General features: G+C 39.2%; 18 protein-coding genes, 1 pseudogene and 1 other annotated feature. All 19 genes and pseudogenes read right to left on the bottom strand.

All coding sequences use genetic code 11. The annotated features are described in order from the left end of the window. Positions 1 to 74: 74 nt before the first annotated feature. On the bottom strand, positions 75 to 2,153 hold the full coding sequence (fusA, locus tag JCM9157_RS11015) for an elongation factor G (protein WP_035664727.1): 2,079 nt from the start codon (positions 2,151 to 2,153) through the stop codon (positions 75 to 77). A 51-nt stretch (positions 2,154 to 2,204) separates the two neighbouring features. Next, the gene (gene rpsG, locus JCM9157_RS11010; RefSeq protein ID WP_035664725.1) at positions 2,205 to 2,675 is read right to left on the bottom strand and encodes a 30S ribosomal protein S7; all 471 of its coding nucleotides are present in this window, start codon (positions 2,673 to 2,675) and stop codon (positions 2,205 to 2,207) included. Positions 2,676 to 2,704: 29 nt separating this feature from the next. Further along, on the bottom strand, positions 2,705 to 3,124 hold the full coding sequence (gene rpsL / locus JCM9157_RS11005; protein WP_035664724.1) for a 30S ribosomal protein S12: 420 nt from the start codon (positions 3,122 to 3,124) through the stop codon (positions 2,705 to 2,707). 113 nt (positions 3,125 to 3,237) lie between these two features. Further along, positions 3,238 to 3,486 (bottom strand): 50S ribosomal protein L7ae-like protein, encoded by a 249-nt coding sequence (locus JCM9157_RS11000; RefSeq protein ID WP_035664723.1) that lies wholly within the window; start codon positions 3,484 to 3,486, stop codon positions 3,238 to 3,240. Positions 3,487 to 3,577: 91 nt separating this feature from the next. Continuing rightward, positions 3,578 to 7,201 (bottom strand): DNA-directed RNA polymerase subunit beta', encoded by a 3,624-nt coding sequence (gene rpoC / locus JCM9157_RS10995; protein WP_035664722.1) that lies wholly within the window; start codon positions 7,199 to 7,201, stop codon positions 3,578 to 3,580. A 132-nt stretch (positions 7,202 to 7,333) separates the two neighbouring features. Continuing rightward, positions 7,334 to 10,876 (bottom strand): DNA-directed RNA polymerase subunit beta, encoded by a 3,543-nt coding sequence (rpoB, locus tag JCM9157_RS10990; RefSeq protein WP_035664720.1) that lies wholly within the window; start codon positions 10,874 to 10,876, stop codon positions 7,334 to 7,336. A gap of 322 nt (positions 10,877 to 11,198) precedes the next feature. After that, positions 11,199 to 11,801 (bottom strand): class I SAM-dependent methyltransferase, encoded by a 603-nt coding sequence (locus JCM9157_RS10985; protein WP_035664718.1) that lies wholly within the window; start codon positions 11,799 to 11,801, stop codon positions 11,199 to 11,201. A gap of 103 nt (positions 11,802 to 11,904) precedes the next feature. Further along, positions 11,905 to 12,267 (bottom strand): 50S ribosomal protein L7/L12, encoded by a 363-nt coding sequence (rplL, locus tag JCM9157_RS10980; RefSeq protein WP_035664717.1) that lies wholly within the window; start codon positions 12,265 to 12,267, stop codon positions 11,905 to 11,907. A 107-nt stretch (positions 12,268 to 12,374) separates the two neighbouring features. Then, on the bottom strand, positions 12,375 to 12,872 hold the full coding sequence (gene rplJ, locus JCM9157_RS10975) for a 50S ribosomal protein L10 (RefSeq protein WP_035664716.1): 498 nt from the start codon (positions 12,870 to 12,872) through the stop codon (positions 12,375 to 12,377). A 38-nt stretch (positions 12,873 to 12,910) separates the two neighbouring features. Continuing rightward, positions 12,911 to 13,041, bottom strand: a sequence feature (ribosomal protein L10 leader region). A 62-nt stretch (positions 13,042 to 13,103) separates the two neighbouring features. Then, positions 13,104 to 13,799, bottom strand: a complete 696-nt coding sequence (gene rplA / locus JCM9157_RS10970) for a 50S ribosomal protein L1 (protein WP_035664713.1) — start codon at positions 13,797 to 13,799, stop codon at positions 13,104 to 13,106. A gap of 117 nt (positions 13,800 to 13,916) precedes the next feature. After that, positions 13,917 to 14,342: a 50S ribosomal protein L11 gene (rplK, locus tag JCM9157_RS10965; protein WP_035664711.1), complete on the bottom strand. Its 426-nt coding sequence runs from the start codon at positions 14,340 to 14,342 to the stop codon at positions 13,917 to 13,919. 170 nt (positions 14,343 to 14,512) lie between these two features. Beyond that, positions 14,513 to 15,045: pseudogene (nusG, locus tag JCM9157_RS10960) on the bottom strand (transcription termination/antitermination protein NusG). A 73-nt stretch (positions 15,046 to 15,118) separates the two neighbouring features. After that, positions 15,119 to 15,310 (bottom strand): preprotein translocase subunit SecE, encoded by a 192-nt coding sequence (gene secE, locus JCM9157_RS10955; protein WP_173401254.1) that lies wholly within the window; start codon positions 15,308 to 15,310, stop codon positions 15,119 to 15,121. Between the two features lie 97 nt (positions 15,311 to 15,407). Next, complete coding sequence (gene rpmG / locus JCM9157_RS10950; RefSeq protein ID WP_035664708.1) at positions 15,408 to 15,557, bottom strand: 50S ribosomal protein L33; 150 nt, start codon at positions 15,555 to 15,557, stop codon at positions 15,408 to 15,410. A 169-nt stretch (positions 15,558 to 15,726) separates the two neighbouring features. Continuing rightward, positions 15,727 to 16,383: an RNA polymerase sporulation sigma factor SigH gene (sigH, locus tag JCM9157_RS10945; RefSeq protein ID WP_035664706.1), complete on the bottom strand. Its 657-nt coding sequence runs from the start codon at positions 16,381 to 16,383 to the stop codon at positions 15,727 to 15,729. A 79-nt stretch (positions 16,384 to 16,462) separates the two neighbouring features. Then, positions 16,463 to 16,972, bottom strand: a complete 510-nt coding sequence (locus JCM9157_RS10940) for an NYN domain-containing protein (protein ID WP_035664704.1) — start codon at positions 16,970 to 16,972, stop codon at positions 16,463 to 16,465. A 2-nt stretch (positions 16,973 to 16,974) separates the two neighbouring features. Then, positions 16,975 to 17,727, bottom strand: a complete 753-nt coding sequence (gene rlmB, locus JCM9157_RS10935; protein WP_035664702.1) for a 23S rRNA (guanosine(2251)-2'-O)-methyltransferase RlmB — start codon at positions 17,725 to 17,727, stop codon at positions 16,975 to 16,977. 1 nt (position 17,728) lies between these two features. Continuing rightward, complete coding sequence (locus JCM9157_RS10930) at positions 17,729 to 18,142, bottom strand: Mini-ribonuclease 3 (protein ID WP_035664701.1); 414 nt, start codon at positions 18,140 to 18,142, stop codon at positions 17,729 to 17,731. A gap of 2 nt (positions 18,143 to 18,144) precedes the next feature. Beyond that, positions 18,145 to 19,542 carry a cysteine--tRNA ligase gene (cysS, locus tag JCM9157_RS10925; protein WP_035664700.1) on the bottom strand — a complete coding sequence of 466 codons (1,398 nt, stop codon included), beginning with the start codon at positions 19,540 to 19,542 and terminating at the stop codon, positions 18,145 to 18,147. Positions 19,543 to 19,556 lie beyond the last annotated feature (14 nt).

The raw sequence follows: 19,556 nt of genomic DNA, 5'->3' as shown, positions 1-19,556 counted from the left end.
AATACCCATACAAGAATAACACCTTTCTTAGCTTACAACAAATTAAAATCTGAAACAATTATTTAATGAAATTATTATTGGCCAGTTTGCTTTTTAATAATTTCTTCACCAATGCTCTTAGGTACTTCTTCATAGTGATCAAATACCATTGAGTACGTACCACGTCCTTGAGTACGTGAACGTAATGAAGTTGCGTAACCAAACATTTCAGCAAGTGGAACAAATGCTTTTACAATTTGAGCATTTCCGCGTGCTTCCATTCCTTCAACGCGTCCACGACGAGCTGTAACGTCACCCATTACATCTCCCATGTACTCTTCAGGAATAACAACTTCAACTTTCATTAGTGGCTCAAGTAATACAGCACCACATTTTGACTTGGCATTTTTAAGTGCCATTGAAGCAGCGATCTTAAACGCCATTTCACTTGAGTCAACATCATGGTAAGAACCATCGAATAACTTAGCTTTGATATCGATAATTGGGTAACCAGCTACCATACCATTAACAAGTGATTCTTTGATTCCTTGTTCAACAGATCCAATGTATTCACGAGGAACTGATCCACCGACAACTGCATTCTCGAATTCAAAACCTGCTCCCTCTTCGTTAGGAGAGAATTCAATCCAAACGTGTCCAAATTGTCCACGTCCACCTGATTGACGAACAAATTTACCTTCAACTTGTGCAGTTTGGCGAATTGTTTCACGATAAGAAACTTGAGGTGCACCAACATTAGCCTCTACTTTAAACTCACGTCTCATACGGTCAACAATGATATCAAGGTGAAGTTCACCCATACCAGAGATAATTGTTTGACCAGTTTCTTCGTTTGTTTCAGTACGGAAAGTTGGATCTTCCTCAGCAAGCTTCGCAAGAGCCATACCCATTTTATCTTGGTCAGCCTTAGACTTAGGCTCTACAGATAATGAGATAACTGGCTCTGGGAAATCCATAGATTCAAGAATTACAAGATTCTTTTCATCACAAAGAGTATCCCCAGTTGTTGTATCTTTCAAACCTACAGCAGCAGCAATATCTCCAGCGTAAACTGTTGAGATTTCCTCACGAGAGTTTGCATGCATTTGTAGAATACGTCCAACACGCTCACGTTTGCCTTTTGTAGAGTTTCTTACATATGAACCTGAATCTAATGTACCAGAGTACACTCGGAAGAATGTAAGTTTACCAACGTAAGGGTCAGTCATAACCTTAAACGCTAAAGCAGAAAATGGTGCTTCATCGCTAGACTCACGTGTAACTTCTTCTTCTGAATCAGGGATAATACCTTTGATAGCTGGTACATCAACAGGTGATGGAAGGTAATCAAGAACAGCATCAAGCATAAGCTGAACACCTTTGTTCTTAAATGCCGAACCACAAATAACTGGGTAGAACTCAACGTTACAAGTTCCTTTACGGATTGCACTCTTAAGTTCTTCCTTCGTTAGTTCTTCACCTTCTAAATATTTCATCATTAACTCTTCGTCAAGCTCAGCAGCAGCTTCTACAAGTTGTTCATGTAACTCTTGAGCCTTATCCTTTAAATCAGCAGGAATTTCTTTAGCTTCAGTACGAGTTCCAAGATCATCTTCATAGTAGTATGCAACCATGTCGATCAAGTCAATGATACCTTCGAAGTCATCTTCCGCACCAATTGGTAATTGGATTGGATGTGCATTCGCTTGTAGGCGGTCGCGAAGAGTACCTACAGAGTAAAGGAAATCAGCACCGGTTTTGTCCATTTTGTTAACGAAAACAACACGCGGTACACCATAAGTTGTTGCTTGACGCCAAACTGTTTCTGTTTGAGGCTCAACACCAGATTGAGCATCAAGTACTGCTACAGCTCCGTCCAATACACGTAATGAACGTTCTACTTCAACTGTGAAGTCTACGTGTCCAGGTGTATCAATGATGTTAATGCGGTGATCTTTCCAAGAAGCTGTTGTAGCAGCAGAAGTGATCGTGATACCACGCTCTTGCTCCTGTGCCATCCAGTCCATTTGAGATGCACCTTCATGAGTTTCACCGATTTTATGGATACGTCCAGTGTAGAAAAGTACACGTTCAGTTGTTGTTGTTTTACCAGCATCAATGTGAGCCATGATACCGATATTACGTGTATCTTTCAAGGAGAACTCTCTTGCCATAGGGTATTTCTCCTTCCTGTTTCAATCAATTTTAGATTAAAGTTTTTGATCTTACCAACGGTAGTGAGCAAACGCTTTGTTCGCTTCCGCCATTTTGTGTGTATCTTCACGCTTCTTAACAGAAGCACCTGCATTGTTAGCTGCATCAAGAATCTCGTTAGCTAAACGCTCTTCCATCGTCTTCTCACCACGAAGACGTGAATAGTTTACTAACCAACGAAGTCCTAATGTAGTACGACGCTCAGGTTTAACTTCGATCGGCACTTGGTAGTTTGCTCCACCAACACGACGAGCCTTTACTTCAAGTACAGGCATGATGTTTTTAAGTGCTTGATCAAATACTTCCATAGGATCATTTCCACTACGTTCTTTAACTAATTCAAATGCGTTATAAAGAATCGTTTGTGCTTTTCCACGTTTTCCATCTTCCATAATACGGTTGATTAGACGTGTAACAAGCTTTGATTTGTAAATCGGATCTGGTAATACGTCACGACGAGTAACTGGTCCTTTACGAGGCATTGTTTTCCCTCCCTTCAATAAAAATTAGATTACTTTTTCTCTTTTGGACGCTTAGTACCATATTTTGAACGACCTTGCATACGGTTTTGAACACCAGCCGTATCAAGAGCTCCACGAACGATATGGTAACGTACCCCTGGTAAATCTTTTACACGTCCACCACGGATAAGAACAACACTGTGCTCTTGTAAGTTGTGACCGATACCTGGGATATAAGCAGTAACTTCAATTTGGTTCGTTAAGCGTACACGAGCATATTTACGAAGAGCCGAGTTCGGTTTCTTCGGTGTCATTGTACCAACACGAGTACAAACTCCACGTTTTTGTGGTGAAGAAAGGTTTGTTTGAGCTTTCTTGAAGCTGTTAAAACCTTTGTTAAGAGCAGGAGAATCTGACTTCTTAACTTTTGCAACGCGTCCTTTACGAATTAGTTGATTAATTGTAGGCATTGATATTTCCTCCTCTCATTGAATAAATTAAGACCACTGGTCCTGGTGGTTCATCTTTAGGCAAAAGGAAAGTTTTTGCCAAACGGATGTCACCGCGTGGCAAAAACTTCTATTTACTTTCTTAAAGCGACAGTGGCTGCGCCAACTTCAATTCCACAAGCTTTTCCAAGCTTCTTCATTGAGTCGACATATAATAATGGTATATCTTTGGCTTTAGCAATTGCTTCAACCTTGTATATGACACGGTACTCAGCATCTTTAGCTATATAAACCTCTGAAACTATACCTTCGTCAAGCGCCTTTAGCGTTTGTTTCGTACCTATTACTAGGTCATTTGCCTGTAAAACTTTTTCATAAGACATGTTTCATCCTCCAAAGCAACAGGTTTTTCTCAGGCACACTAGGATATATTATCACTCACACTACTTCGTGTCAACTATTCTTCGAAAATAATTACTCGTGAGTAAGTGCACCCTCAGCAACTGGTTGATCTGCTGCTTCTGTTTCAGCTTGATCATATTCAGAAGTGATGTTTAAGTGACGATATCTTGGCATTCCCGTACCAGCTGGTACTAGCTTACCGATGATTACATTTTCTTTTAGACCAAGAAGTTCATCTCTCTTACCTTTAATAGCAGCATCAGTTAAGACACGTGTTGTTTCTTGGAACGAAGCTGCTGATAAGAATGAATCTGTTTCAAGTGATGCCTTTGTAATACCAAGTAATACTGGCTTACCTGTAGCAGGTCGTTGTCCTTCAAGAAGTACTTTCTTGTTTTCATCGTTAAATTGTTGAATTTCAATTAATGATCCTGGTAATACTTTTGTTTCACCAGCATCTACTACACGTACTTTACGAAGCATTTGACGAACCATTACTTCAACGTGCTTATCGCCAATTTCTACCCCTTGCATACGGTAAACTTTTTGAACTTCACGAAGTAAGTATTCTTGAACGCCGCTCATTCCTTTAACTTTCAGCAATTCTTTAGGATCGATTGAACCTTCAGTAATCGGCTCACCGAACTTAACAAAATCACCAATTTGAACTTTGATACGAGCTCCATAAGGAATAGCATAGCTCTTTGTTTCCATCTCACTTCTAATTGTAACTTCGCGTTTGTCTCCTTCTTTGAAATCGATAACCTCACCATCAATTTCAGAGATAACCGCTTGACCTTTAGGGTTACGCGCTTCAAAGATCTCTTGGATACGCGGAAGACCTTGTGTAATATCGTCTCCTGCAACCCCACCTGTATGGAATGTACGCATTGTAAGCTGAGTTCCTGGCTCACCGATAGACTGAGCTGCGATAATACCTACCGCTTCTCCTACTTCTACATCGCTACCAGTAGCTAAGTTACGGCCGTAACACTTCTTACATACACCATGGCGAGTATCACAAGTAAAGACAGAGCGGATTGTTACTTCTTCTACACCAGCTTCTATAATTGCTCTTGCAATATCTTCATCAATTAAGTCATTTCTCTTAACCAATACTTCTCCTGTTTCAGGATGCTTAAGAGTTTTGAATACCACACGACCAACTAAGCGATCATATAAGTTTTCAATAATTTCGTTACCTTCTTTAATAGCTTGAACCGCTAAACCACGGTCTGTACCACAATCGTCAGAACGAACAATTACATCTTGAGCAACGTCAACTAGACGACGAGTTAAATAACCTGAGTCAGCTGTTTTAAGAGCGGTATCGGCAAGACCTTTACGCGCACCATGTGTCGAGATGAAATACTCGAGTACTGTAAGACCCTCACGGAACGAGGATTTAATTGGTAACTCAATGATTCGACCAGACGGGTTAGCCATTAGACCACGCATACCAGCTAACTGTGTAAAGTTAGATGCGTTACCACGGGCACCAGAGTCACTCATCATAAAGATTGGGTTACTACGATCAAGCGTACCCATTAACTTATTTTGAATTACGTCTTTCGCTTCGCTCCATACAGAGATTACACGATCATAACGCTCTTCTTCTGTAATCAAACCACGACGGAACTGTTTTAAGATTTTCTCAACTTTAAGTTCTGCCTGTTCAATAATTTCTTTCTTCTCGGCTAATACAACGATATCGGCAACCCCAACCGTAATACCAGCTCTTGTAGAATATTTGAATCCTAATTCTTTCATACGGTCTAGCATTTTTGATGTTTCTGCAATAGCAAACTTCTTAAATACTTCCGCAATGACGTTCCCTAAGAAACCTTTCTTAAATGGTAAGACAAGCTCACTATTTTCAAAATGTTTCTTTACATCAGTTGAACTAGGAACAATGTATTTTTCAGGTGTTTCAATTTCTAAGTTAAATTGCGTCGGTTCATTAATATAAGGGAAAGATTCAGGAAGAATCTCGTTAAAAATTAATTTACCAACAGTTGTTAATAGCATTTTATCCTTTTGCTCTTCACTAAACGTAGGTTTGTTAAGTGAAGCTACGGGAATAGCTACACGGCTATGCAGATGTACATACCCATTTTGATAAGCAATTAAAGCTTCGTTCGTATCTTTAAAGATAGAACCTTGACCTTTTGCATTATCTCTTTCCATCGTTAAATAATAGTTACCAAGAACCATATCCTGTGATGGTGTAACAACCGGCTTACCATCTTTCGGATTTAAGATGTTTTGGGCTGCCAACATTAAAATACGAGCCTCAGCTTGAGCTTCAGCAGATAAAGGCACGTGAACGGCCATTTGGTCTCCATCAAAGTCAGCGTTATAAGCTGTACATACAAGCGGGTGAAGCTTAATTGCACGACCTTCAACAAGTGTTGGTTCAAATGCTTGAATACCAAGACGGTGAAGAGTCGGAGCGCGGTTTAGTAGAACTGGATGCTCACGGATAACTTCTTCTAAAACATCCCAGACTTCAGGCTGAACTCGCTCAACTTTACGTTTTGCACTCTTGATGTTATGTGCAAGACCTTTACTTACAAGTTCCTTCATGACAAATGGCTTGAATAATTCAAGTGCCATTTCTTTCGGCAACCCACATTGGAACATTTTAAGATTCGGGCCTACTACGATAACGGAACGACCAGAATAGTCAACACGTTTTCCTAGTAGATTTTGACGGAAACGCCCTTGTTTCCCTTTTAACATATGAGAAAGTGATTTCAACGGACGGTTACCAGGTCCTGTTACCGGACGACCACGACGACCATTGTCAATAAGTGCATCAACCGCTTCTTGAAGCATACGCTTTTCATTTTGAACGATAATGTTAGGCGCACCTAGATCAAGTAGACGCTTAAGTCGATTGTTACGGTTAATTACTCGGCGGTACAAATCATTTAAATCAGAAGTTGCAAAACGTCCACCATCTAATTGCACCATTGGACGAAGCTCAGGTGGAATAACAGGAAGAACATCTAAAATCATCCAAGAAGGCTCATTTCCAGAGTTACGGAATGCTTCTAACACTTCAAGTCGTTTAATCGCACGTGTACGACGTTGACCTTGAGCTGTTACTAGTTCCTCTTTTAATAGACCTACTTCTTTTTCTAAATCGATATCTGCAAGTAACTTACGAATCGCTTCCGCACCCATTTGTGCATTGAAGGAACGACCATACTTATCACGATATGTACGATATTCTTTTTCAGATAACAGTTGTTTCTTCTCAAGTGGTGTATCGCCTGGATCTGTCACCACATAAGAAGCAAAATAAATTACTTCTTCTAAAGAACGCGGAGACATATCAAGTACAAGACCCATACGACTTGGAATTCCTTTGAAATACCAAATGTGTGAAACTGGTGCCGCTAATTCGATATGACCCATACGCTCACGACGAACTTTAGCTCGTGTTACTTCTACTCCACAACGGTCACAAACTACACCTTTGTAACGAACTCGTTTGTACTTTCCGCAATGACATTCCCAGTCTTTTGTAGGACCAAAAATACGTTCACAGAAAAGACCATCCTTTTCAGGCTTCAAAGTACGATAATTGATTGTTTCAGGCTTCTTAACTTCCCCTCTTGACCAAGAGCGGATTTTGTTTGGTGAAGCAAGACCAATTTTCATATATTCGAAATTATTTACATCTATCAAGGGGCCAACCTCCCTTTTCGTTTCCGTGTCTAATTGAGCTCGTGAATAAATTAACTAGTTTAAAGAGATTTGCACACATATCTTTTATAAAGACAGCTTGAGGGAACTAGAACACTAGCTCCCAAAAGCTTTTTATACGTTGGATTCACTTGATTCAAAGTTCAGGTTAAGCTTTTCACTTGTCTGATCATCTTCATCATCAAGCTCTCTCATTTCAATTTCTTCTTCATTACTTGATAACATCTTAACATCCATCCCTAGAGATTGAAGCTCTTTGATTAAAACTTTAAACGATTCTGGAACACCAGGCTCAGGGACATTTTCACCCTTAACAATCGCTTCGTACGTTTTAACACGACCAACAACATCATCTGATTTTACTGTTAAGATTTCTTGAAGTGTATAAGCAGCACCATATGCTTCTAATGCCCAAACCTCCATCTCACCGAAACGCTGACCTCCAAATTGAGCTTTACCACCAAGTGGTTGTTGCGTAACAAGAGAATAAGGTCCAGTAGAACGAGCATGTAGCTTATCATCAACCATGTGCGCAAGTTTAATCATATACATAATACCTACGGAAACACGGTTATCAAATGGCTCACCAGAACGTCCATCATAAAGAATGGTTTTTCCATCACGTGCCATTCCAGCTTCTTCAATCGTACCCCAAACATCTTCCTCATTCGCACCATCAAAAACAGGAGATGCAACGTGAATGCCAAGTCTGCGAGCCGCCATACCTAAATGTAACTCTAGCACCTGACCAATGTTCATACGAGAAGGAACCCCAAGTGGGTTTAACATGATGTCAATCGGCGTACCATCTGGTAAGTAAGGCATATCTTCCTCAGGAAGAATACGAGAGATAACCCCTTTGTTACCATGACGACCAGCCATTTTATCGCCTTCATGAATTTTACGCTTTTGAACGATGTAGACGCGAACCAACTGATTTACACCAGGTGGTAACTCATCGCCATCTTCACGATTGAAGATTTTAACATCTAGGACAATTCCATCTCCACCATGCGGAGCGCGAAGAGAAGTGTCACGTACTTCACGAGCTTTTTCACCGAATATTGCATGTAAAAGACGTTCTTCAGCTGTTAATTCTGTAACACCTTTAGGCGTTACTTTACCAACTAGAATATCTCCATCTTTTACTTCAGCACCTGTACGAATAATACCACGCTCATCAAGATTTTTAAGAGCATCTTCCCCAACGTTCGGGATATCACGTGTGATTTCTTCAGGTCCAAGCTTTGTATCACGAGCTTCAGATTCATACTCTTCAATATGGACTGAAGTGTATACATCATCTTTTACAAGGCGCTCACTTAAAATGATCGCATCCTCATAGTTATATCCATCCCAAGTCATAAAGCCAACCATTACGTTACGGCCAAGCGCCATTTCACCTAGCTCCATTGAAGGACCGTCAGCTAAAATCTCACGCTTTTCTACAACATTCCCTTCAGCAACAATAGGGCGTTGGTTATAGCTAGTTCCTTGGTTCGAACGAATATATTTTTGTAATTTATACTTATCTAGGTCACCTTTAACTTCTTTACCGTCCACTTCTTCTAAGCGACGGACCCAGATTTCTTTAGCTGTTACACGTTCAACAATTCCTTTTGACTTAGAAACAATCGCAGCACCAGAATCTCTTGCCGATACATGCTCCATCCCAGTTCCTACAATAGGTGCTTCAGGAACAAGTAAAGGTACAGCTTGACGTTGCATGTTCGCTCCCATTAGGGCACGGTTAGAGTCATCATTCTCTAAGAAAGGAATACACGATGTCGCTGCTGAAACTACTTGCTTTGGTGATACATCCATATAATCTAAACGTTCGCGAGGAACAACCGTGTTTTCTCCGCGGAAACGAGCGATAATATTATCATCGATAAACGAACCATCTTCAGACAAACGAGCATTCGCTTGAGCGACTACATAGTTATCCTCTTCATCAGCTGTTAAGTAATCAATTTGTGTCGTCACTTTTCCTGTTTCAGGATCAACACGACGATATGGAGTTTCCATAAATCCAAACTCATTTACTTTTGCATATGAAGATAATGAGTTAATTAAACCGATGTTCGGTCCCTCTGGTGTTTCAATTGGACACATACGACCGTAGTGAGAATAGTGAACGTCACGCACTTCAAACCCTGCACGTTCACGTGTTAAACCACCTGGCCCTAAAGCAGATAAACGACGCTTATGTGTTAACTCAGCTAATGGGTTCGTTTGATCCATGAACTGTGAAAGCTGAGAACTACCAAAGAACTCTTTAATAGAAGCAATAACAGGTCGAATGTTGATTAACGCTTGTGGCGTAATCATATTCGGATCTTGAATTGACATTCTCTCACGAACAACACGTTCCATACGGGATAATCCGATACGGAATTGATTTTGCAATAACTCTCCAACTGAACGGAGACGACGATTACCTAAATGATCAATATCGTCCGTGTCGCCAACACCATGTAATAAATTGAAGAAGTAGTTAATGGAAGCAATGATATCTCCTGGAGTAATGTGCTTAACTGAACGATCTACCATTGCATTTCCAATTACACGGATTGTTCTTTCACCGTCTTGATCATTCGGAGCGTAAATTTTAATAGATTGTAGTTCAATATCCTCATCACCAACAACGCCACCTGATGCGTTTACATGACGGAACCCTACGTTATTTTCAATATAAGGTAGAATTTTATCAAGTGTACGACGATCTAGTAGTGTTCCTTCTTCGGCAATAACTTCCCCTGTTTCAGGATCAATTAAAGTCTCAGCTAGACGTTGGTTGAATAAACGATTCTTAATATGAAGCTTTTTATTAATCTTATAACGACCAACATTGGCTAAATCATAGCGTTTAGGATCAAAGAAACGTGAATCTAATAAGCTTTTTGCGTTTTCAACAGTAGGCGGTTCACCCGGACGCAAGCGTTCGTAAATTTCTAGTAACGCTTTTTCCGTTCCGTCAGTGTTGTCTTTTTCTAACGAATTACGAAGATATTCATCTTCGCCTAATAAATCAATGATCTCTTGATCAGATCCGAAACCTAACGCACGCAAAAGAACCGTCACTGGTATTTTTCTTGTGCGGTCGATACGAACATAAACGATATCTTTGGCATCTGTCTCAAGCTCCAACCATGCACCACGGTTTGGAATCACTGTAGCCGTAAAGCCTTTTTTACCGTTTTTATCCGTTTTTTGACTGTAGTAAACACTTGGAGATCGAACAAGCTGAGAAACAATAACACGTTCGGCACCGTTAATGACGAATGTCCCCGTTTCTGTCATTAAAGGGAAATCTCCCATAAACACTTCTTGTTCTTTTACTTCACCAGTTTCTTTATTGATTAAGCGAACCTTTACACGTAATGGTGCTGCATATGTAACATCACGTTCTTTTGATTCATCAACTGGATACTTTGGTTCTCCGAGACTATAATCAATAAATTCTAGAACTAAGTTTCCTGTAAAATCTTGAATTGGAGAAATATCCTGGAACATCTCTCGTAGGCCCTCATCAAGAAACCACTGATAGGATGCCGTTTGAATCTCAATTAAATTTGGCAACTCTAATACTTCGTTAATCCTTGCATAGCTTCTCCGCTGGCGGTGGCGTCCATACTGAACTAGTTGACCTGTCAACTGATTCACCCCTCAAATCTCGCGTTATAGTATCTAAAAACGTTTCATCTAATTAACAAAAATCAACTAGATTACACATTTTTATAGATTAAGCAGAACTCGCACAAAAAATATGTACGTACATTAAAAGAAAGCTCGATTTCTTTCTTTTAACAAGAAAATAGATAATGAATCTATTTTCACAAGCTTCATTCGATTATTCCAGTATAACCACTACTCTTTAACCTTATTCAAAAATTGCCACTTGACTTTTTTAAGTTTTACGATCTAAAAATAGGTAGTTATACGCATTAAATAACAATATCACAAAAGACAAGCTAGGTCAAATCTTTTTTGCTCTAATAATATAATAGCCTTTTTTCTTCTCTAAAACTTCCACCTCTTGAAATAGAGTTTCTAGTTTTTCAACAGCAGAAGGTGCACCTTGTTTTTTTTGAATGACAACCCAAAGCTCTCCACCACTAGTTAAATGCTGTTGAGCTTGTTCAAAGATAGAATGGACAATCTGTTTTCCTGCACGAATAGGTGGATTCGTAACAATAGCAGCAAAACCTTTAGTATCAACATTTTCTAAGCGATCACTTTTATAGATTTGAACATTCGTAATTTGATTTCTATCTGCATTCTTTTGAGATAACGATAATGCACGCTCATTTACATCTATCATATGTACCGTGCGATCTAAATCCGTTTTAGCTATTGATAACCCTATCGGTCCGTATCCGCAGCCCACATCAAGGATATCTCCTCTTACTTCAGGGAAGGAAAAAACATCAGTTAACAACTTACTCCCAAAGTCTACTTCTTTTTTTGAAAAAACACCTCGATCAGAATAAAACGATAACTTATTTCCCCTTAAGACAAATGACCAGTCTCTTTCTTGACTGTCCACATTCGGATTTTCCGTATAATAATGGTCAGACATAACTGCACTCCCTTCTAACGCATACACTTTCACTTCTATTATAGACTAAATCAGGATCAATTAAAAAAGGACTCGCAAAAGCGAATCCTTTTCTTAAAAACTATTACTTAACTTCTACAGAAGCGCCTGCTTCTTCTAACTTAGCTTTAGCTTCTTCAGCTTCTTCTTTAGAAGCACCTTCTTTGATTGGAGCTGGAGCGCCATCAACAAGAGCTTTTGCTTCTTTAAGACCAAGACCTGTGATTTCACGAACAACTTTGATTACGTTGATTTTAGAACCACCAGCAGATGCAAGGATTACATCAAACTCAGTTTGTTCAGCAGCACCAGCGTCTCCACCAGCAGCAGCTACAGCTACAGGAGCAGCAGCAGTTACACCAAATTCTTCTTCGATAGCTTTTACAAGGTCATTAAGTTCTAAAACAGTCATTTCTTTAACTGCTTCAATGATTTGTTCTTTAGTCATTTTAAAATCCTCCTATTATTGGTTTTATTTGTTTTTACGTAATTAGCAAACTAAATACGTTCTATTACTATTAGGCTGCTTTGAATCTAGTTTTATAAACTTGATTATTATGCGCCTTGTTCTTCTTTTTGTTCTGCAACAGCTTTTGTAACCAATGCAAGTCCACGAACTGGAGCTTGAAGTACATTTGCAAGCATTGAAAGAAGACCTTCGCGTGATGGAAGTTCAGCAAGAGCTTTTACTTCAGCAACAGTAGCTACTTGACCTTCAATAACACCAGCTTTGATCTCAAGAGCATCATGCTTTTTAGCGAATTCGTTAATTACCTTTGCAGGAGCAATAACATCATCAGCACTGAAAGCAATCGCAGTTGGACCTACTAATTGCTCATCAAGAGCAGTAAGTTCTGCTTCTGCAGTCGCACGGCGAGCAAGAGTATTTTTGTATACTTTAAACTCAACGCCAGCTTCACGAAGCTGTTTACGAAGTTCAGTTACTTCAGAAACGTTTAATCCACGGTAATCAACAACTACTGTTGATTTACTATCACGTAGTTTCGCAGCAATGTCAGAAACAACTTGCTTTTTTTGTTCTAATACGCTCATTCTTACACCTCCTATGGTTTTCGTACCATACCGTCAAAAGAAGCATATAAAAAGCCCCCATGTAGACATGAGGGCATACAAACACAGATCACTGTATCTATCGCTTACCTCGGCAGGAAATTAAGTGGATAACCACACCTACTGTCTACGGTATGACATTCAATTTTAAAGCGTCTTGTGTAAGACACTCTTAAGAGTATACACACACAAAACATATATGTCAATTATTAATTATCTAGCTAATGCAGATGCGTTAACGCGTACTCCAGGACCCATTGTAGATGCAATTGCTACATTCTTCATGTAAGTTCCTTTAGCAGCAGCAGGCTTTGCTTTTACTAGAGTTTCAATAATTGTTTTGAAGTTCTCAGAAAGCTTTTCAGTTTCAAAAGAAACTTTACCGATAGGCACGTGGATGTTACCAGCTTTATCAACGCGGTATTCTACTTTACCTGCTTTGATTTCATTAACAGCTTTAGTTACATCAAATGTTACCGTACCAGTTTTAGGATTTGGCATTAAACCTTTAGGTCCAAGCACACGACCAAGTTTACCAACTTGCGCCATCATATCAGGTGTTGCTACGATTACATCAAATTCAAACCAACCTTGGTTGATTTTATTGATCATATCCTCATCACCTACGAAATCTGCTCCAGCTGCTTCAGCTTCTTTAGCTTTTTCACCTTTAGCAAATACAAGCACACGTTGTGTTTTACCTGTTCCGTTTGGAAGTACAACAGCACCACGAATTTGTTGGTCTGCTTTCTTAGGATCTACCCCAAGACGAACAGCTACTTCTACCGTTTCATCAAACTTAGCAGTTGCTGTTTTTTTAACTAATTCAATCGCCTCTTCTACTTGGTACGCAGTATCACGATCAACAAGTTTAAGAGCATCTACATACTTTTTACTTTTCTTAGCCATGCTATATTTCCTCCTCGAATGTGGTTTTAGCGGTAATACCTCCCACTATTAAAGGTTGCGAACCTATCACTAGGTAAAGAGGGTCTATCCTCATCGCAACCTCCAGAAACTTACCAATTAGTCTTCAATCACAATACCCATGCTGCGAGCAGTACCTTCAACCATACGCATAGCTGATTCTACACTAGCTGCGTTTAGATCTGGCATTTTCGTCTCAGCAATCTCGCGTACTTTATCACGTTTTACTGTAGCAACCTTTTTAACGTTAGGCTCTCCAGAACCAGACTCAATCCCAGCAACTTTCTTAAGAAGAACAGCTGCAGGTGGAGTTTTAGTGATGAATGTAAACGAACGATCTTCAAATACAGTGATTTCAACTGGAATAATAAGACCAGCTTGGTCTGAAGTACGAGCGTTAAATTCCTTACAGAATCCCATAATATTTACACCTGCTTGACCTAATGCAGGACCAACTGGTGGCGCTGGATTAGCTTTTCCAGCAGGAATTTGTAATTTAACCATTTTAATAACCTTTTTAGCCACGTGACACACCTCCCTTAAAGTCCGTGATGTGGTATCCGGGTGTTTATATTTGCACCCTCCCACTCAAAAAACGGATGCAGTCATGCACCCGATGGGTTCCTTTTAACGAAACCATTGTCAACCATGAAGATTCTATCACTTTCAACAAAAGATAGCAAGTTTTTTTCGAATTAAATCTTTTCCACTTGATTAAAATCAAGCTCTACTGGCGTTTCACGACCAAACATATTCACATGAACCTTAACCTTTTGCTTGTCCATTTGAATTTCTTCAATAGAACCAACAAAGTTTGCAAATGGACCTTCTTTAACTTTAACTGATTCTTTGATTTCAAAATCAATTTCAGCTTTCGGTTGCTCAACACCCATTTGTTTCAAGATTGCCTCTGCCTCTTCCGGTAGTAATGCTGTCGGCTTAGAACCAGCACCAGCAGAACCGACGAAACCTGTTACACCTGGCGTGTTACGAACAACATACCAAGAGTCATCTGTCATAATCATCTCAACAATGACATACCCAGGAAATACCTTCTTAGTCACAGATTTCGTTTTTCCGTTCTTCACTTCTGTTTCTTCTTCTACAGGCACAAGTACACGAAAGATTTTATCTGTCATGTCCATTGATTCAAGCGTTTTTCTAAATTAGCCTTTACTTTGTTTTCGTAACCCGAATACGTATGAAGCACATACCAATTCTTTTCCATTATTTACTTGGACGAGTTTGTCCTTCCCTCCTTCGTTATAACGCTTGCACTTAAAAAATAAAATGAATAATTACTAGTTTAGGAAACGAAGAAGTGCCGAAATTCCAGTATCAACTAAAAAGAAAAATAAAGAAATAAAAGCAACCGTACCAATAACAACCCACGTATAGCGTGTTAACTCTTTACGATTAGGCCATGAAACACGTTTCATTTCTTGCACGACATCTCGAAAAAACTTCCCGATATTTTTTACACCGCCAGCCACGACAGACACCCCCAGCATCAATCAATATAGACAAAACTGCCCTAATCTATTCAGGTAACACTATAGTTAGAAAAATAAAGAATAACCTTAAAGCAATCTACTTCGTTTCACGATGAAGCGTTCGCTCTTGACAACTTTTACAAAACTTCTTCATTTCAATCCGTTCACTAGTAGTTTCCTTGTTTTTTTCTGTTGAATAATTTCTTGATTGACAAACTCCACACGCTAGCACAACGTTAATTCTCACATCGCACCTCCGCAAACAAGTACATACTATCTAAATCTACCATATACATAAATTCGTGTCAATTATTCGAACAATCTGTCACAGTATGAAAAATAGAGGCTAACTCAGATTTTCCTCCCTTACTCTACTTGATAAGCTACAGTAGGGACGAACTCAGAGTTACCCTCTCTTATGATAACGATACACCTTTAAGCTCAACATAACGCTCTAGTTTTCTTTTAACTCGCTGCAATGCGTTATCAATTGACTTGACATGACGTTTTAAATCAACAGATATTTCTTGGTACGACCTACCATCAAGATACAACATCAGCACTTGACGTTCCAAATCACTTAGTAATTCACCCATTTTCAACTCAATGTCAGCGAATTCTTCTTGATTAATTAACAATTCCTCAGGATCCGTTACACGTGTTCCACAAATTACGTCAAGCAATGTGCGGTCTGATTCCTCGTCGTATAAAGGCTTGTCCAATGACACATAGGAGTTCAACGGAATATGCTTTTGTCTTGTTGCCGTCTTAATGGCTGTAATGATCTGTCTTGTAATACATAGTTCAGCAAAAGCTTTGAAGGATGAGAGCTTGTCCCCATTAAAATCACGAACAGCTTTATAAAGTCCGATCATTCCTTCTTGAACTATGTCTTCATGATCAGCTCCAATCAAAAAATACGACCTTGCTTTTGCACGGACAAAATTCTTGTATTTGTTGATTAGATATTCCAACGCTCCACTGTCACCATTTCGTACAAAAATGACTAATTCATCATCTTCCACTTTGTCATAAATCGGTTTTAGTTTCATTTCTTGAAGGTCCATGCTCACGACAATCCCTCCGACCTTAGCTGTTGTCTGGTTCTTATCGCCATTATATAGCACACTTTTCCAGCTGGTCAACCACGCATCAACGCTCTCGACGCCATTTTTCAAAAATTTCAGCAATTTCGTCAGTAAGCGGGATTTTTGTCGAATTTCTCTTTTTTTGCGTTTTTTGTACCTCTGTGTCGATTCCCTTTTCAGTCGTTTCTGTTTCAATCAAAAGTTCCCTAGCAGACTTTCTTAACGCACCACTTCCAAATGTCAATGACTGCTCTGTAAAATCTGAGGTTGCGACGTGAATCGTTGTGTCAATTCTCTTTAATTCATGAACTAGTTTTTCAATTCGTTCATCGGCTGTTTCATTCTTTCTTGTATAGATAACATCCACACGATGATTGTGATAACTTTTCCCTATTCCTGCTACCATATGAGCATCAAAGATTACTTTTACTTTATATCCCGTATAAGCTTGATATTCTGCCATTATTTCAACTAAACGGTCACGTGCTAATCCTAAATCCTTGTCCTTTAGTTGTCTGAGCTCAGGCCAGGCACCAATCATATTATAGCCGTCCACGAGCAAAATATCTTTCATCGCTATTCACTGCCTACTTCATTTCTTCTCCGGTAAACCTCATACATAAGTAGGCTTGCTGCCACAGATGCATTCAATGATGTTACATGCCCTACCATCGGAATGCGTACAAGAAAATCACACTTCTCTTTTACTAACCGGCTAATTCCTTTCCCTTCACTCCCGATAACAAGGGCAATAGGCATATCAAATGAAGCCTGACGGTAATCATCCGTCCCTTTAGCATCTGTTCCCGCAAACCAAATGCCCCTTTTCTTTAAATCATCCATCGTTCTTGCCAGATTAGTGACGCGTACGACTGGTACATATTCAATAGCACCTGTTGATGATTTAGCAACAGTTTGAGTTAAACCAACTGCTCTTCTTTTCGGTATAATTACACCATGAGCACCAACCGCATCCGCTGTTCTTAAGATTGAACCTAGATTATGAGGATCTTCCACCTCATCTAATAAAAGAAAAAATGGCTCTTCTCCTTTTTTCTCGGCAGCTTGAAAAAGGTCATCAATTTCGGCATATTCATACGCAGCAATCGAAGCAACAACCCCCTGATGATTATCTGTATCTGCTAACTGTTCAAGTTTCTTCTTAGGTACATGTTGTACTAAAACCCCATTTTCCTTTGCAAGCTGTGTAATCTTAGTCATTTGTCCTTTTTGTGACGCTTCTGAAATCCAAATTTTATTAATCGAATGACCCGACTTTAGAGCTTCAATAATTGGATTCTTTCCAACGATGAATTCTTCTTTACTCATGTTACTTCCTCCCTTCCTCTACTATTGAAACTGCCTTTTTCATTATTTCATCAAGGCGATTTTGCTCGCCTTGAAAATAATGATAGCCAAGTACGGCTTCAAATCCGGTTGAATAACGGTACGTATTAAGATCTGTATTTTTAGGAATAGATCCTGATTTGGCATTTCTTCCTCTTTTAAATACATTGATCTCTTCTGTTGTAAAAAAATCCTCCTCAAGCATTTTACCCATTATAAACGCTTGAGACTTTGCCGATACATATTTAGTGGCTTCTACATGGAGTCGATGTGGCCTTACATTTCCTTGTGCAATTAAATAATAACGAACATACATATCTAACACCGAGTCTCCCATATAAGCTAGCGCTAGAGCATTTAATTGTTTTAAGTCAATCGAGGCATCAATAATCTTCATTCTTAGCCTCGCTTCCAGCGAACACCTTGGGCTGTGTCTTCTAAGATAATCCCTTGTTCTTTGAGATTATCTCGAATTTGATCAGCTAAAGCAAAGTTCTTTTCTTTTCTAGCTTGATTTCGATCTTCTATTAATTGTTCAATTTCTTCATCTAGTAAGTCTTTTTGTTGATGTAATGTGATTCCTAGTACATCCGCAAACTCATTAAATAAACTTAAAAATGCTTGTAACACTTCTTTTGAAGTTCGTTCTTCACGTAAGTAACGGTTGGCTTCTTTTGCTAAATCAAAAAGAACAGCAATTCCATTTGCACTATTAAAGTCATCATCCATCTCTTCAATGAAGCGTTCTTGTAAAGCTTTTATTCTTTCGTTCCAATCACCCAATTCACCAAAGTCAGCAGATTCTCCCAGTCTATATTCTAAACTAGAAACAGCTGTTTTTAGTCGCTCAAGACCACTTTTAGCTCCTTCTAATAACTCATCACTAAAGTTGATAGGACTACGATAATGAGCAGTGAGCATGAAGAAACGAACGACTTCTGCCGAATGTTGTCGAATGATCTCATTTGCCAAAACAAAATTTCCGAGTGATTTCGACATTTTTTCATTATCAATATTAATAAATCCATTATGAAGCCAATAATTTGCCATTGTTTTGCCTGTTAAAGCTTCAGATTGAGCAATTTCATTTTCATGATGAGGGAAAGTTAAATCTTGCCCACCAGCATGAATATCTATCGTGTCACCTAAATATTTTTTTACCATGGCTGAACATTCAATATGCCAACCCGGTCGACCTTCCCCCCAAGGGCTATTCCAAGAGATTTCTCCCTCTTTAGCCGCTTTCCATAAAACAAAGTCTATAGGATCTTCTTTACGCTCATCCACTTCAATCCTAGCCCCTGATCTTAAGTCTTCAATAGACTGCGAAGAAAGTTTACCATAACCTTCAAACTTCCTTGTTCTAAAATAAACATCGCCTTTTGATTCATAGGCATATTCCTTTTTTACAAGGGCTTCAATAAAGGAAATAATTTCAGGAATCGTCTCTGTTACTCTTGGGTGAACATCAGCTTCTCTCACGCCTAAGGCACATGTATCATGATGATAAGCCTCAATAAAGCGATTCGCTACCTCAAATACATCTTCTCCCAATTCATTTGCCGCTCTAATAATTTTATCATCTACATCCGTAAAGTTAGAAATAAATGTTACATCATATCCTCTATACTCTAAATATCGACGCACCATATCATAGACAATAGGCGGTCTTGCATTTCCTATGTGAATGTAGTTGTAAACGGTTGGTCCACACACATACATACTCACTTTTCCTTCTTCAATCGGAATAAAGTCTTCTTTCTTCTTTGTTAGACTGTTATAAACCTTAATAGACATTTGTCACGACCCCT

It is taken from the genome of Halalkalibacter akibai JCM 9157, assembly GCF_000513135.1.
GTDB classification, from domain to species: Bacteria; Bacillota; Bacilli; order Bacillales; family Bacillaceae_D; genus Halalkalibacter; species Halalkalibacter akibai.
The sequence above is the reverse complement of the archived record's forward strand: the minus strand, read 5'-3'. Positions and strand labels throughout refer to the sequence as shown.

Excerpts from the sequence above, each read along its gene's own strand:
- JCM9157_RS10930 (WP_035664701.1), bottom strand. The coding sequence starts at position 18,142 with ATGAAGATTATTGATGCCTCGATTGACTTAAAACAATTAAATGCTCTA.
- rplA (WP_035664713.1), bottom strand. The coding sequence starts at position 13,799 with ATGGCTAAGAAAAGTAAAAAGTATGTAGATGCTCTTAAACTTGTTGAT.
- rpsL (WP_035664724.1), bottom strand. The coding sequence starts at position 3,124 with ATGCCTACAATTAATCAACTAATTCGTAAAGGACGCGTTGCAAAAGTT.
- rpsG (WP_035664725.1), bottom strand. The coding sequence starts at position 2,675 with ATGCCTCGTAAAGGACCAGTTACTCGTCGTGACGTATTACCAGATCCG.
- JCM9157_RS10940 (WP_035664704.1), bottom strand. The coding sequence starts at position 16,972 with ATGAAAGATATTTTGCTCGTGGACGGCTATAATATGATTGGTGCCTGG.
- fusA (WP_035664727.1), bottom strand. The coding sequence starts at position 2,153 with ATGGCAAGAGAGTTCTCCTTGAAAGATACACGTAATATCGGTATCATG.
- rlmB (WP_035664702.1), bottom strand. The coding sequence starts at position 17,727 with ATGAGTAAAGAAGAATTCATCGTTGGAAAGAATCCAATTATTGAAGCT.
- rplJ (WP_035664716.1), bottom strand. The coding sequence starts at position 12,872 with ATGAGCGTATTAGAACAAAAAAAGCAAGTTGTTTCTGACATTGCTGCG.
- JCM9157_RS11000 (WP_035664723.1), bottom strand. The coding sequence starts at position 3,486 with ATGTCTTATGAAAAAGTTTTACAGGCAAATGACCTAGTAATAGGTACG.
- JCM9157_RS10985 (WP_035664718.1), bottom strand. The coding sequence starts at position 11,801 with ATGTCTGACCATTATTATACGGAAAATCCGAATGTGGACAGTCAAGAA.
- cysS (WP_035664700.1), bottom strand. The coding sequence starts at position 19,542 with ATGTCTATTAAGGTTTATAACAGTCTAACAAAGAAGAAAGAAGACTTT.
- rplL (WP_035664717.1), bottom strand. The coding sequence starts at position 12,267 with ATGACTAAAGAACAAATCATTGAAGCAGTTAAAGAAATGACTGTTTTA.